Consider the following 13,728-nt stretch of genomic DNA (forward strand, 5'->3'; position numbering starts at 1 on the left):
TTGTAAAGAAACTAAAATATGAACCAATTTCAAATAGAAACTGCTCAAAATATAAGCATAACCCAAAACACATCTAATTTGGGTGAACGTATGCTCGCATATTTGATTGATAGCTTTGTAATTGGTGCCTATACCTTGCTTATGATTTTACTTTTGGTTTCTCTTGAGATTGACTTTGGAGATTTATGGGCGCTTTATTTAGTGGTTAGTTTACCCGCATTTCTATACTATGTTCTTTTAGAGACTTTTACTGATGGAAAAACTATCGGAAAAGGATTGATGAAGTTAAGGGTTGTCAAATTAGACGGATCTAAACCTAATTTTGGCAATTATTTTATTCGTTGGATGCTAAGAATAATTGATGTTGTTCTTACCTCAGGAGGTGGTGCGGTTCTTACAATTTTAATAAGAGGTAATGGACAGCGTATAGGTGATATTGCTGCAGGTACCACAGTAATAAGTGAAAAACAAAGAGTTTCATTGAGAGATACTCTTTTACGCGAAATACCTTTGGATTACATACCTACATTTGCACAAGTTACTGTTTTTGAAGACCGTGAAATGCAAACAATTAAACAATTATTTGATAAAGCACGCAGAAACGGTCATCATAATGTTATTTTGTCTTTGGACAAAAGAATAAAAGAGGTGACAGAAATTAGTACGACAATGACGCCAGTTGAGTTTGTTGATAAGGTAATAAAAGACTATAATTATTACACCCAAAAATTATAGTTAATGTTCTATTTTACAGTTGATATTTTAGGAACGATAGCTTTTGCCATTTCTGGTGTCTTGGTTGCAATGGAAAAAAAGTTAGATTTTTTTGGCGTACTTATTATTGCGTTTGTAACTGCTATAGGCGGTGGTACGTTGAGAGACCTCTTAATCGGAAATACCCCTGTTGTTTGGATGAGGGACTCAGTATATATGATAACTATCATCATTACTGTTATTCTTGCGATCCTATTTGTAAAACAGCTGAAATATTTGCGCAAATCGTTGTTTTTATTTGATACCATTGGTATTGGACTCTACACCTTAGTTGGCATAGAAAAGGGTTTAGATGCGGGTCTTTCTCCTTTGATGTGTATTGCTTTAGGCACAATAACAGCAAGTTTTGGTGGAGTTATTAGAGATATTTTATGTAATGAAATTCCAGTTATTTTTAGAAAAGAAATCTATGCAACTGCTTGTATTATTGGTGGCGCCAGTTACTTTATTTTAAATCAATTACCAATTGCGCCTAACTATGCTTTTGTCATAGCTATTTTGATAGTTATTGCGCTAAGAATTATTGCGGTAAAATTTAATATTAGATTGCCTAATATCTATAGAAGTTAAAGTTTAGACTTTGCAGAATAAAAGAGAAGTTTTCATAACAATTAAAAAACCTCGGCTTTTAAAATATAAATATTCCGCATTGGCCAATCGCCATCATCTACGTCAACTTGGTTAATTTTATCTACAACATCCATTCCTTCAATCACTCTACCAAAAGGTGTATAGCTACCATCTAAATGGTATGATCCAGGTTTCGTGACCACAATGAAAAATTCATATGGTGAGGCTAATTTATGCGGATTGTCACGTTCACTGCTAGGCATAGAAATAGTGCCTCTATGATGCTTATGTCCTTTTCTGGTATCTGGTGGGAGTAGATAACGACCTATTTTACGCCGTTTTCGACTAGTTTGCTTATCATCTGAGTTTCCACCTTGAATTATAAAATCGCCAACAATTCTATGAAATTGAGTATTGTCAAAATAGCCTTCTTTGATTAAATAGATAAAGTTGCCTTTATGATATGGAACATTATCATATAATTCTATAGTAAAGCTTCCAAGACTAGTAGTTAATTTGGCTTTAGTCTCTTTAACCTCTTTCGCATATTCAAAGAAAAAATCAATTGCGTTTTCTTCAGTTAGTACAAATTCATTTTCAATCTCTTCTGAACTTTCAATTACCGTAACAGCAGAATCTATCTCCTTGCTTTTAGAATTACTAACTTTTTTATTTGTTTTTTTTACGTTGGAGTTGTTTCCACAAGCAGTGAAAAAAAATAGTGTTATAATTGTTATAAACGAAATAGAAAGTCTCAACATGAATTTTGATGATTTTTGCAAACAGCTTATAAAAATAAAAAAACTACCCTTGCCTGGTCATGAATCTCATTATAAAATGGAACCGGCTGTTAGAAGAAAGTGGAGGGAAAATGAAAGGTTTGAAGATAGAAAACCTAAAGAAGCTGCAGTGATGGCTCTATTTTACCCTAATAGCTCTAATGAGACACAATTATTATTAATACTTAGAAAAACCTATCAAGGGGTACATTCTAATCAAATTGGTTTTCCAGGAGGTAAAGTTGAAAAGGAAGATAGAGAATTAATTCATACCGCACTAAGAGAAACTTATGAGGAAGTTGGCGTATTAGAAAATGATGTTGAGGTGGTAAAAAAGTTAACTCAAGTGTATATTCCGCCAAGTAATTTTCTCGTTCAATCGTATATTGGTTTTTACCCAAAACCAAAACCTTTTAAAATTCAGGAAGAAGAGGTTGAGGCCTTAGTTGAGGTTAAATTGACTGATTTTTTAAATAACAATAATAAAATTGAACAACAATTATCAACCTCTTATGCCAAAGATATCCTTGTACCTGCCTTTAAATTAAACGGTTATACGGTTTGGGGAGCAACTGCCATGATGTTAAATGAAATCAAAGACCTTTTAAATAAAGTGCTTTAGCTGTATTTTTCTAAATTAGCCAAGTCAAATTAACACATGGGTATATTTAAAGAGAATCCTTTTGGTCATATTTTATTTTTAAAAAAGTGGCTTATTCGCATTTTGGGTATTATGACCCATAATCGATATAAACAATTTAATACCCTACAAATTGAAGGTTCAGAAATCATAAGAAGCTTACCAGAACAAAAGGTTTTATTTGTTAGTAATCACCAGACATATTTTGCAGATGTCGTGGCAATGTTTCATGTTTTTAATGCTAGCCTTAAGGGGCGTGATGATAATATCAAAAACGTTGCATATTTATGGAACCCTAAGCTTAATTTCTATTATGTAGCGGCTGCAGAGACCATGGGTAAAAGTCTTTTGACTAAAATTTTGGCCTACGCAGGATCAATTAGTATAGAACGTACTTGGCGTGCAGATGGTGAAAATGTAAATAGAAAAGTAAAGTTTAGCGATATTTCAAACATAGGTATAGCAATAGAAGATGGCTGGGTAATAACCTTTCCGCAAGGCACCACAAAACCTTGGAAACCAATAAGAAAAGGTACTGCCCATATTATAAAAAAATATAAGCCTATTGTTGTGCCAGTGGTCATAGATGGATTTAGAAGGTCTTTTGATAAAAAAGGACTGTATATTAAGAAAAAGGGGATTTTACAATCTATGCAAATAAAAGAGCCCCTAGAAATTGATTATGAAAATGAAACAATTGAGCAGATTACTGAAAAATTAGAATATGCTATTGAACAACATCCTTCTTTTTTACATGTTATACCCGAGTCAGAACTAGCAGCTTACGAAGCTGACCATCAAAAAAGACGTTATAGTCATAAAGAGAAAAACTAAACTTCAAGCTTTTTTAGTTCTCTATAATTAACATTCAATCGTTTTAGTAATATTCCATAAAGTAGTCTATAGAATAGCCAAAGTAATAGTCCGAAAAATACAATTGCAGCGGCAAATACAATCCCCAATAATAACCAAGCAATCAGAGTAGAGTCTGCGGACGAAATTCTTTCAGTCAATTCGATGGGTGGATTAAATATTAAAACCTCTAATAACACTACAATCATTGTTACCGCAAATAGGCCAAGGTTAAACCAGACATATTGCATCACTGTTTTTCTGGTTTTAATAATTTTTTTCATCAAATCTCTAGCGGAATCTGTTGCTGAGATTTTCTTATAGTTAAGATAGAATCTATAAATAAAGTAGATGATAACGACATAAAAAATTATATCAATAGTCCAATCTGTGATCTTTGTCAATTGAGCACCTTTACCATTCAATTCCTCATTTTTAATAGGTACTAGGGATATGGCTATCCAAAAAACAAATTCAATGATACTGATATAAAAAATCCATTTAACAATAGAAGAAGATTTCTTCCAAATCATTTTATATATCTGGTCATAAGTAAGCTTTGGAAGCGAAGCCTCTTGCTTTTGCCAGTCTTTTTTTAGTAATTCTAGTTCATCCATCATAACCTTATGGGTTTAGTATGGTTCTTAGTTTATTCTTAATTCTATTCATTTTCACCCTAGCATTTACTTCAGAAATACCTAAAGTTTCCGAGATTTCAGAATAGTCTTTATCTTCTAAATATAAAAACACAAGTGCCTTGTCAATATCTCCTAATTGTTTGACCGCATCATACATTAATTTCAGCTGGCGTTCTTGTGTATCATCATATTCGTCGGCCTTTATTTTAAAAATTACCGAGTCATAATCTTGAGTTCTTATTCTTCTCTTTGATTTGCGGTACAGAGTAATAGCCGTATTAAGTGCGACTCTATACATCCAAGTACTAAATTTGGCATCTCCTCTAAATTTTGGATATGCCTTCCATAATTGAATGGTTATTTCTTGAAACAAATCATTATGAGAATCTTTGTCATTAGTGTAAAGACTACAGACCTTGTGAACAATATTTTGATTGCTCTCAAGTTCAGTAACGAATTTGTGTTCAAGTTCTTTATTCACTAATTGGTTGGTAGTTACTTTTTATAATAAGTAGTAGATGTATGGGTTTTGTTACAGTTTAACTTTGAAAAATTAAGTGGATCCCTACTTAGGTTTGTTTTTTCTATTTATAACAAAATAACTATTTTCTATAATCTAATGCAGGTGATCTATCACCAAGTAATGGTTTGTAAACAAAATCAGAACCTCTTCTTTCTTCAAATTCTATTTTTGCTTTAGCAATCAACTCTTGATTACTAAAAAGGTCCATTGCAGTAGCTGTTAATGTTTTTGCCGCTACCATCATACCTTTTTTTCCGATTGAAGTTCCTCCAGCAGCTACTGCTTGCCAGCTATGAGCAGATGTTCCAGGAACCCAAGTTGCAGTGCCAAAGCCTACTGTGGGCACCACAAAACTCACGTCACCAACATCTGTTGAACCGTAAGCGCGAGCGGTTTCTTTAAAGGGTTGAACAGTCATGGCTCTTTCAGTATTTGCAGATTCTTGTCCAAGACTTATTGCTATTTTATCTGCAAAGGCTTTTTCTTCTTCAGAGTAAGAAACACCGCCAATATTTGATAAATTATCGTGAACTAATTTTTGTAAAGTCAAATTTGGCAAGAGTTCATGAACCCCATTTACTAACTCGTATTCCATCTTAGTTCCTGTTCCCAAGGCAGCTCCTTCTCCCGCTTTCACGATTCGATTAAAAATATTTCTAACAACATCACGTCTATTATGACGAGCATAATAATATACTTCAGCAAAATCAGGCACTACATTAGGTGCTTTACCGCCATCAGTTATTACATAATGTATTCTTGCTTCTTGTGGAACGTGTTCCCGCATCATATTTACCATAGCGTTCATTGCCTCAACTCCATCTAAGGAAGATCGTCCCATCTCTGGTGCTCCAGCTGCATGAGCAGAAACCCCATAAAAGCGAAATTTAGCTGAAATATTTGCTAGAGCTGCCGCTGCACTAGCTGCATTTTGTGAACTTGGATGCCAATGTAAAGCAATATCTACATCATCAAAAACACCCTCACGAGACATATAGACTTTTGCTCCTCCACCTTCTTCCGCTGGGCATCCGTAAAAACGAATTGTACCTTCAATTTTATTTTCTTTTAACCAATTCTTAACTGAGATAGCGGCTGCTGTTGAAGCTGTTCCAAACAAATGATGTCCACAAGCATGACCTGCCACACCATCTGCAGATTTTTTTTCTGGAATCGCCTGCTGCGAAAGCCCAGGTAGCGCATCATACTCTCCTAAAATAGCAATTACTGGCCCTCCAGAACCATATTCAGCAACAAAGGCGGTAGGTATATTTGCAATTCCGCTTTTTACTGTGAAGCCTTCATCGGATAAGGTTTTTTGAAGCAAAGCCGAACTCTTTTCTTCTTGATATCCCATTTCTGCTAATCCCCATATTTCCATAGCGATATCACTAAATTTTTCACTTTGAGAATCCAGCTTTTGTAAAACGGATTTCTTAGTTTTTTGTGCGTTTAAATTGGAAAAAAAGAAAAATGAAACTGCTAAAATGCTCAAGAGATTTTTCATGTTTATTTAGATTGGTTGTAAGTCATAAATATACTAAAATCAACTAGAGAAATTAAAGATAAGCAAATTGCTTATTTGTAACTTTACATCTGATTTATTTTATATGAATATTCCGCAGTCAAGTTTCCCTAGAGTCGTTATTATTGGTGGTGGTTTTGGCGGTATTTCTTTAGCAAAAAAACTGAGCCATAAAGAATTTCAAGTAGTCCTATTAGATAAGCACAATTACCACACTTTTCAACCTTTATTATATCAGGTATCAACAGGTGGACTAGAACCTGATTCCATAGCATACCCTATCCGTAAGGTTTTACAAGGCTATCCGAATACTTATTTTAGACTAACTGAGGTTAATAAAATTGATACTAATATTAATTGTGTTGATACTTCAATTGGTTCTTTAAAATTCAATTATTTGGTAGTTGCTACGGGTTCAACTACTAATTTTTTTGGTAATAAAGCTATTGCTAAAAACAGTATGGCCATGAAATCAATTCCGCAATCATTGAATTTGAGGAGTTTGATATTAGAAAATTTTGAGCAGGCCCTATTGACAGATGATTTGCACGAAAGAGAGGCCTTAATGAATTTTGTGATTGTAGGTGGCGGTCCTACTGGTGTTGAACTGGCAGGAGCTTTAGCAGAAATTAAGAAGGGTATTTTACCTAAAGATTATCCTGATTTAGATACAAGACGTGCCCAAATAAATTTGGTACAAGGTAGTGATCGAATTTTACCCGCAATGAGCATAAAGGCTTCAGAAAAAGCAGAACAATTTTTAGAAAGTCTTGGAGTAAATGTATGGAAGAATCTTAGGGTATCAGATTACGATGGTAATATTGCTAAAACCAACACTGAAACCATTTTTGAAACAGCGACTTTAGTCTGGGCTGCTGGAGTAAAAGCCGTTGGGATTAAAGGGCTTGATGCAAAAGATTATCTCTGTCGAGGTAATCGTTTACGTGTAAATGAATTTAATCAAGTAGGTAGTTTTGAACATATATTTGCTATTGGTGATGTAGCTCAGATGGAATCAGAAGAATACCCATATGGCCACCCGATGATGGCGCAACCAGCCTTACAACAAGGTCATCATTTGGGAAAAAACCTTGTTCGCATCACTGAAGAAAAGGCTATGGTTCCTTTTACATACAATGATAAAGGCAGTATGGCAACCGTTGGCAGAAATAAAGCGGTGGCCGATTTGCCAAAATTTAAGTTCCAAGGCGTATTTGCTTGGTTTATTTGGATGTTTGTTCACCTTTACTTTTTAATAGGATTTCGAAATAGAGTAGTGGTCTTTATTAATTGGGTTTACAATTATATCAAGTTTGATAGAGAAGCTCGTCTTATAATTCGCCCTTTTAAAAAAAAGTACCAGGTAAATTCTTAAACGATAGACTTTTTATACTTCATTTCTAGGGTGAAACTCATTCAATACTTTTGCCAGGTGCTTTCTATTTACATGCATATATACTTCAGTAGTTGTAATACTTTCATGACCTAGCATTTGTTGTATTGCTCTTAAGTCGGCCCCATTTTCAAGTAAATGTGTAGCAAAGGAATGTCTAAAGGTATGTGGACTTATGTTTTTTTTAAGATGAATAACCGTAGCTAAATTTTTAACTATGGTAAAGATCATAGCCCGTGTTAATTGTTTACCTCTTCGGTTCAAAAAAAGGAAATCTTCATGACCTACTTCAATCTTTTGATGGACTCTGACCTCTTTTCTATAAATAGTAATATATTTTTTATTAACCTTACTTATTGGCACAAAACGTTGTTTATTGCCTTTCCCTGTAACTTTTATAAAATCTTCATCAAAGTAAAGATCAGAGAGTTTTAAATTTAATAATTCAGAAACGCGTAAACCACATCCATAAAGCGTTTCAAGCATTGCTCGATTGCGTTCTCCTTCTGATTTTGAAAGATCTATTGCAGCTATTAGTTGATTGATTTCATCAGTTGAAAGTGTATCAGGAAGTTTACGTCCAATTTTTGGAGATTCGATCAAATCCATGGGATTATCACTTCTATAATCTTCAAAAATCAGATAGTTAAAAAAACCCTTTAGTCCCGAAATAATTCTGGCTTGAGAGCGAGGGTTAACTGTTCTGGGTAATTCATAAACGAATTGTTGAAGCAGTCCTTTTTTAATTTTTAAAGGGCTCTCAATGCTTTCTAAATTATTCAAAAAGTTGATTAATTTTTGAATATCAAGCGCATAGTTTTTAATAGAATTTTCTGAAAGACCTCTTTCAATTTTTAAGTAGTGTTTATAGTCTTCAAGTTTTTTATCCCACATGATATGGTAAATATAGTGCAACCTTTTAAAGAATAAATAATGTATTTCAATGGTTTGACAACAAGTTTTTTATAAAACACAACTTAGAATGAAGACTTGGTTATCAAGAGTTTATGTTTGTGCAACCAAACAATCGTTATTATGAAATTCATCATTTCTTTCATTTTTATTTTCTCATTTGTCCTAACTCTTCATTCTCAAGTGGATAGAACCAATTTACGAATAGGTATCAATGCTGGAGCCGTTGTGGGCGATGCATCAGATTTTTATAGTTTTACTTTAGGTTTAGATGTGTTACATGTTTGGGGACTCTCTAGAGAGATTGATTTAGGTATAGCTACAGGTTTCTTAAATGCTTTTGGAGAACGAGACACTTTAGATGTTGACGGGCTTACTCTTGATACTCAGTTTTATAATGCCCAATTTATACCTTTTGCAACTGCATTAAGAGTTTATCCTTCATATGGTTTTAAATTCGGTGGTGATATTGGCTATGCATTAGGAGTTGACCCGGGGAATGAAGGCGGATTTTATTATCGACCAATGGTCGGAGTTGAAATTAATGGTACGACCGAATTGAATATATCTTATTCGACTATTAACAATGAAGGTTCTTTTTCTAATGTCCTATTGGGTGTATTGTTTTTGTTTTAGAACAACTTGTCTAGTTTGTTAATTTTTCTATAAAACTAAACTCGGCATTTGTATATTTGTTTTAACACTAAAAACAATCATTATGAAAAAATTATTTATCACAGGATTATTAGTAGTTCTTTTTTCGGCATTAATGAATGCCCAAAATTACACTGCCGCAGCTGGTTTAGGTTTAGATTTATTTTCTGGTGCCACTTTAGTGGGCCCTAGTGGGAAATACTTCTTTTCTGAACAAAATGCAGTGCAAGCAGAGATTATGTTTGAATCTGGTCTAACTGCAATTACTGGTTTGTATGAATATCATAGTAATTTTGAAGGTGCCGAAGGTTTGCAATGGTTTGCAGGAGCAGGTCCTTCTATATTATTTTTAAGTAGTGGACTAGGAACAGAGATTGCTCTTAGACCAACTGCAGGTCTTGATTATAAAATTAACGGTGCACCTTTGGCTGTTTCATTCGACTGGAGACCATTTATAGGGTTCGGTGATTTAAGTAATGAAATTGGAGCTTTTGGTATCGGTATTCGTTACGTTATCGAGTAATGAAAACAATATATTGATTAAACAGAGGCAATTATGTCTCTGTTTTTTTATGCCCTAATTTTATTGCTACTTTTATAAAATGAAACTTATTATCATAAACGGACCAAACCTAAATTTACTAGGTAAACGAGAACCTGAAGTATACGGTAGTACCACTTTTGAAGAATACTTTAAACAACTTCAAAATAAGTATAAAGACATTGATTTAGACTATTTTCAGTCAAATATTGAAGGGGAAATTATTGATAAGCTTCAAGAGGTTGGCTTTTCGTATGATGGTGTTATTCTTAATGCAGCAGCATATACTCATACTTCTGTTGGAATTGGTGATGCAGTTAAAGCAATTGAATCACCAGTGATAGAAGTACATATATCTAATACTTTTAAAAGGGAAGATTTTAGACACCAATCTTATATTTCTGCTGGAGCTAAAGGTGTTATTTTAGGATTTGGTCTGCAGAGCTATGATCTGGCGATACATAGTTTTTAGAAGATAAAGTCCATTTGGGTTTATTCGTGCGTATATAAATAAACCCCACTTCTATGAAAATTTTAAAATTGCTTTTAGCATTATTTCTTGTATCTATAGTTTCTTGCGATTCAGAAGCATCTAATTTTGAACTTATTGACGAGACCAATGATGAACAACCGAATGAAAATGTGTCGGTTTCTTTAGTCAATGCCTTTCCAAATCTTTCATTTAGTCAACCTCTAGATTTGCAATCTCCTAATGACGGTACTGATCGGATCTTTGTTGTTGAAAAAGGAGGACGAATACAAGTGTTCGATAATAATGATTCTGCTACTGAATCTTCTACTTTTATTGATTTAAGTAATAGTATAAATACTACGAGCGAGCAAGGTTTTTTAGGTATGGCGTTTCACCCAAATTATGAATCAAACGGTTATTTTTATTTATGTTATACCCCCACGGAAGACTTATCTGTGATTTCTAGATTTACTGTTTCAGCTGATCCTAATTTAGCTGATGTCAATAGCGAATTAGTAATTATTGAAATACCGCAACCTGAGACCAATCACAATGGAGGTCAAATAGCTTTCGGACCTGATGGTAACTTATATATTGCTAGTGGTGATGGCGGTGGGGGTGGTGACCCACAAAATAATTCGCAGAATCGGGCTAACCTTCTTGGGAATATTTTAAGAATAGATGTAGACAACCCTAGTGGAGGCTTAACTTATGGTATCCCAGGTGATAACCCTTTTATCAATGATGTAAATTCAAGAGATGAAATTTATGCATATGGTTTTCGTAATCCATGGCGTATGAGTTTTGATATTGAAACAGGAACACTTTGGACGGCTGATGTTGGGCAAAATGAAATAGAAGAAATTGATGTAGTTGTAAATGGAGGTAATTACGGTTGGAAATTATTTGAAGGTACTTCTTGCTTTTCTGGCGATTGTGATGCTACGGGTTTAACAGCTCCAATTTTTGAATATGACCAGAGCAATGGCGACCGTTCCATTACTGGAGGTTATGTTTATAGGGGAAATGATATAAGCCTTTTAGATGGAAAGTATGTATACGGTGATTTTGTTAGTGGACGTATTTGGGCACTTTCCGAAAATGAAGGTCAAAATGAACTGATTTTGGAGTCAAGACTTAGCATTTCTTCCTTCGGGACAGATAATTCGAATGAACTTTATGTATGCGCCTTTGATGGTGCTATTTATAAGTTTGTGGAAACGACCGACTAGGCTATTCTCAAATATTTTTTTTCTACATAGAAAGTTGCAAATGGCAACAAAGAGGCTATTATCAATATAAAAAGTCTCTTAATACTCCATTTTTTGAGCAACCAGAAAACAAAAGCAATGATTATATAAGCGATAAATAATATGCCATGCGCATAGCCTACAACTTTGTTAGGTTCACCTATTTCTGCCCAATATTTGAGCGGCATCGTTAGACCAAAAAGCAATAAATAGGAGATTCCTTCAAGAATAGCCGTAGCTCTAAATAGTTTTAGCAAATTTGTTTTTTTATAAGTGAATTACTTCATCGTAAGCTGCGGCAACAGCTTCCATAACAGCTTCGCTCATCGTTGGATGTGGGTGTACTGCTTTTAATACTTCATGCCCAGTTGTTTCCAATTTTCTAGCCACAACAGCCTCTGCAATCATATCAGTGACTCCAGCGCCAATCATATGACATCCTAACCATTCACCATATTTTGCATCAAAAATTACTTTGACAAAGCCATCAGAAGTACCGGATGCTTTTGCTTTACCACTTGCTGAAAATGGAAATTTACCAACTTTAATATCTAAACCTTTTTCTTTTGCTTGCTTTTCAGTTAATCCAACAGATGCGATTTCAGGGGAACAATATGTACAACCAGGAATATTTCCATAATCTAGAGCTTCAACATGCATTCCAGCAATTTTTTCGACACAAAGAATTCCCTCCGCAGAAGCTACATGTGCTAAAGCTTGCCCAGGAGTAACATCACCAATAGCATAATAGCCTGGAATATTAGTTTGATAATAATCGTTAACGAGAATTTTATCTCTATCAGTTGCCACACCTACATCTTCTAAACCTATATTTTCAATATTAGTTTTTATACCTACTGCAGAAAGTACAATATCAGCTTCAAGAACTTCTTCTCCTTTTGCAGTTTTGACAGTTGCTCTTACACCATCGCCTGAAGTATCTACATTAGTGACTTCGGCTGAGGTTTTAATTTTTATTCCTGTTTTTTTGAAGCTTCTTTCTAATTGTTTTGAAATGTCTTCGTCTTCAACTGGAACAATGTTAGGAAGGTATTCTACTACAGTAACTTCAGTACCCATACTATTGTAGAAATACGCAAATTCAATACCGATTGCACCACTACCTACCACAATCATCTTTTTTGGTTGTTTATCTAGGGTCATGGCCTCTCTGTAACCAATCACTTTTTTACCATCTTGAGGTAAACTAGGTAATTCACGACTTCGGGCGCCAGTGGCAATAATAATGTGATCAGCACTAAACTCAGTTGGTTCTCCATGTTCACCTTTGACTAAAACTTTTTTACCAGGCATAATGCGACCAAAACCATTCAACACTTCTATTTTGTTCTTTTTCATCAAGAATTGAACACCTTTGCTCATTCCATCAGCTACACCACGACTTCTCTTAACTACTGCGTCAAAATCGTGTTCCACTTTTTTAGCACTCAAGCCATAATCCTCAGCATGTTTTAAGTATTCAAAAACTTGGGCAGATTTTAATAAGGCTTTGGTTGGAATACAACCCCAATTCAAGCATACACCACCTAGATTTTCTTTTTCGACAATCGCGGTTTTAAATCCTAATTGAGATGCTCTAATAGCCGTAACATAACCACCAGGTCCACTACCTAAAACGATAATATCAAACTTGCTCATTAACCTAAATTTTAGTTGTTAAAAATGGAAACTCACTTAGTTGTGAGAGGGTGCAAAAATACGGAATTCATATAGCATATTCCAAACCTCAATAGCAAGTTCATTTGAGTTTTAGAAATTTTATAACAAAAGGTCTACTTATTGTCTTTTGGGTCAAAGCCAATACTCAAAGAATTGATACAATAACGTTGCCCAGTAGTTTCTCTTGGCCCGTCATTAAAGACATGGCCTAAGTGGCTTCCGCAATTAGAACAAACTGTTTCCGTTCTAATCATTCCGTGTGAAGTATCTCTAATATATTCAATTGCGCCTTCAACGGCTTTATCAAATGAAGGCCAACCGCAGCCACTCTCAAATTTGTGTTCACTTTCAAATAGTTTTGCGTTGCAGGCTTTGCAATGGTAGTCACCATTTTTAAAATTGAGATTTAATTCGCCTGTATGAGGTCTTTCGGTACCTTTTTGACGCAATACATAATATTCTTCAGGAGAAAGTTCGTTTCTCCATTCTTCTTCGGTTTTATTTACTCCGTACTTACTCATTTAT

Annotated in this window: 17 protein-coding genes; 9 read left to right on the forward strand and 8 right to left on the reverse strand. The window is 34.5% G+C overall.

Features of this window, described 5'->3' with window-relative positions:
* Positions 1-18: 18 nt before the first annotated feature.
* Positions 19-735: an RDD family protein gene (locus tag RM520_RS13035; RefSeq protein ID WP_311388295.1), complete on the forward strand. Its 717-nt coding sequence runs from the start codon at positions 19-21 to the stop codon at positions 733-735.
* 3 nt (positions 736-738) lie between these two features.
* Complete coding sequence (locus RM520_RS13040) at positions 739-1,344, forward strand: trimeric intracellular cation channel family protein (RefSeq protein ID WP_311386287.1); 606 nt, start codon at positions 739-741, stop codon at positions 1,342-1,344.
* Between the two features lie 41 nt (positions 1,345-1,385).
* Here the strand turns inward: RM520_RS13040 and RM520_RS13045 are convergent, their stop codons facing one another.
* A complete protein-coding gene (locus RM520_RS13045) occupies positions 1,386-2,105 on the reverse strand; it encodes a peptidylprolyl isomerase (RefSeq protein WP_311388296.1) in 720 nt (239 codons plus the stop codon).
* Here RM520_RS13045 and RM520_RS13050 point away from each other — a divergent pair.
* Together RM520_RS13050 and RM520_RS13055 are read left to right on the forward strand one after the other, a co-directional pair.
* The gene (locus tag RM520_RS13050; protein WP_311388297.1) at positions 2,104-2,745 is read left to right on the forward strand and encodes an NUDIX hydrolase; all 642 of its coding nucleotides are present in this window, start codon (positions 2,104-2,106) and stop codon (positions 2,743-2,745) included. The genes RM520_RS13045 and RM520_RS13050 overlap by 2 nt on opposite strands.
* A gap of 36 nt (positions 2,746-2,781) precedes the next feature.
* Positions 2,782-3,597 (forward strand): lysophospholipid acyltransferase family protein, encoded by an 816-nt coding sequence (locus RM520_RS13055; protein ID WP_311388298.1) that lies wholly within the window; start codon positions 2,782-2,784, stop codon positions 3,595-3,597.
* Here RM520_RS13055 and RM520_RS13060 read toward each other — a convergent pair.
* From RM520_RS13060 to RM520_RS13070, 3 genes are all read right to left on the reverse strand, one after another.
* Entirely contained in the window at positions 3,594-4,232 is a 639-nt protein-coding gene (locus RM520_RS13060; RefSeq protein WP_432264901.1) for a DUF8845 family protein, read from the reverse strand. The genes RM520_RS13055 and RM520_RS13060 overlap by 4 nt on opposite strands.
* A gap of 7 nt (positions 4,233-4,239) precedes the next feature.
* Positions 4,240-4,734, reverse strand: coding sequence for an RNA polymerase sigma factor (locus tag RM520_RS13065; RefSeq protein ID WP_311386292.1), 495 nt, complete (start codon positions 4,732-4,734; stop codon positions 4,240-4,242).
* 121 nt (positions 4,735-4,855) lie between these two features.
* Positions 4,856-6,283 (reverse strand): amidohydrolase, encoded by a 1,428-nt coding sequence (locus RM520_RS13070; protein ID WP_311388300.1) that lies wholly within the window; start codon positions 6,281-6,283, stop codon positions 4,856-4,858.
* A gap of 103 nt (positions 6,284-6,386) precedes the next feature.
* Between RM520_RS13070 and RM520_RS13075 the strand changes: the two genes are divergently transcribed.
* The gene (locus RM520_RS13075; RefSeq protein WP_311388301.1) at positions 6,387-7,676 is read left to right on the forward strand and encodes an NAD(P)/FAD-dependent oxidoreductase; all 1,290 of its coding nucleotides are present in this window, start codon (positions 6,387-6,389) and stop codon (positions 7,674-7,676) included.
* Positions 7,677-7,688: 12 nt separating this feature from the next.
* On the opposite strand, the gene xerD is transcribed toward RM520_RS13075, so the two are convergent.
* Positions 7,689-8,591 (reverse strand): site-specific tyrosine recombinase XerD, encoded by a 903-nt coding sequence (gene xerD / locus RM520_RS13080; protein WP_311386401.1) that lies wholly within the window; start codon positions 8,589-8,591, stop codon positions 7,689-7,691.
* A gap of 138 nt (positions 8,592-8,729) precedes the next feature.
* On the opposite strand from xerD, the gene RM520_RS13085 reads away from it, so the two are divergent.
* From RM520_RS13085 to RM520_RS13100, 4 genes are all read left to right on the forward strand, one after another.
* Positions 8,730-9,242, forward strand: coding sequence for a hypothetical protein (locus tag RM520_RS13085; RefSeq protein WP_311388302.1), 513 nt, complete (start codon positions 8,730-8,732; stop codon positions 9,240-9,242).
* Between the two features lie 82 nt (positions 9,243-9,324).
* Entirely contained in the window at positions 9,325-9,783 is a 459-nt protein-coding gene (locus RM520_RS13090) for a hypothetical protein (protein WP_311386296.1), read from the forward strand.
* A gap of 79 nt (positions 9,784-9,862) precedes the next feature.
* Entirely contained in the window at positions 9,863-10,273 is a 411-nt protein-coding gene (aroQ, locus tag RM520_RS13095; RefSeq protein ID WP_311386297.1) for a type II 3-dehydroquinate dehydratase, read from the forward strand.
* A 53-nt stretch (positions 10,274-10,326) separates the two neighbouring features.
* A complete protein-coding gene (locus tag RM520_RS13100) occupies positions 10,327-11,505 on the forward strand; it encodes a PQQ-dependent sugar dehydrogenase (protein ID WP_311388303.1) in 1,179 nt (392 codons plus the stop codon).
* Here RM520_RS13100 and RM520_RS13105 read toward each other — a convergent pair.
* The 3 genes from RM520_RS13105 to msrB form a co-directional block, all read right to left on the reverse strand.
* A complete protein-coding gene (locus tag RM520_RS13105; protein WP_311388304.1) occupies positions 11,502-11,780 on the reverse strand; it encodes a DUF3817 domain-containing protein in 279 nt (92 codons plus the stop codon). The two genes, RM520_RS13100 and RM520_RS13105, sit on opposite strands and share 4 nt — an antisense overlap.
* A gap of 10 nt (positions 11,781-11,790) precedes the next feature.
* Positions 11,791-13,182: a dihydrolipoyl dehydrogenase gene (lpdA, locus tag RM520_RS13110; RefSeq protein ID WP_311386300.1), complete on the reverse strand. Its 1,392-nt coding sequence runs from the start codon at positions 13,180-13,182 to the stop codon at positions 11,791-11,793.
* Positions 13,183-13,316: 134 nt separating this feature from the next.
* Positions 13,317-13,724 carry a peptide-methionine (R)-S-oxide reductase MsrB gene (msrB, locus tag RM520_RS13115; RefSeq protein ID WP_311388305.1) on the reverse strand — a complete coding sequence of 136 codons (408 nt, stop codon included), beginning with the start codon at positions 13,722-13,724 and terminating at the stop codon, positions 13,317-13,319.
* Positions 13,725-13,728: the final 4 nt, after the last annotated feature.

It is taken from the genome of Croceitalea vernalis (assembly GCF_031846405.1).
In the GTDB taxonomy this organism is placed as follows: domain Bacteria; phylum Bacteroidota; class Bacteroidia; order Flavobacteriales; family Flavobacteriaceae; genus Croceitalea; species Croceitalea vernalis.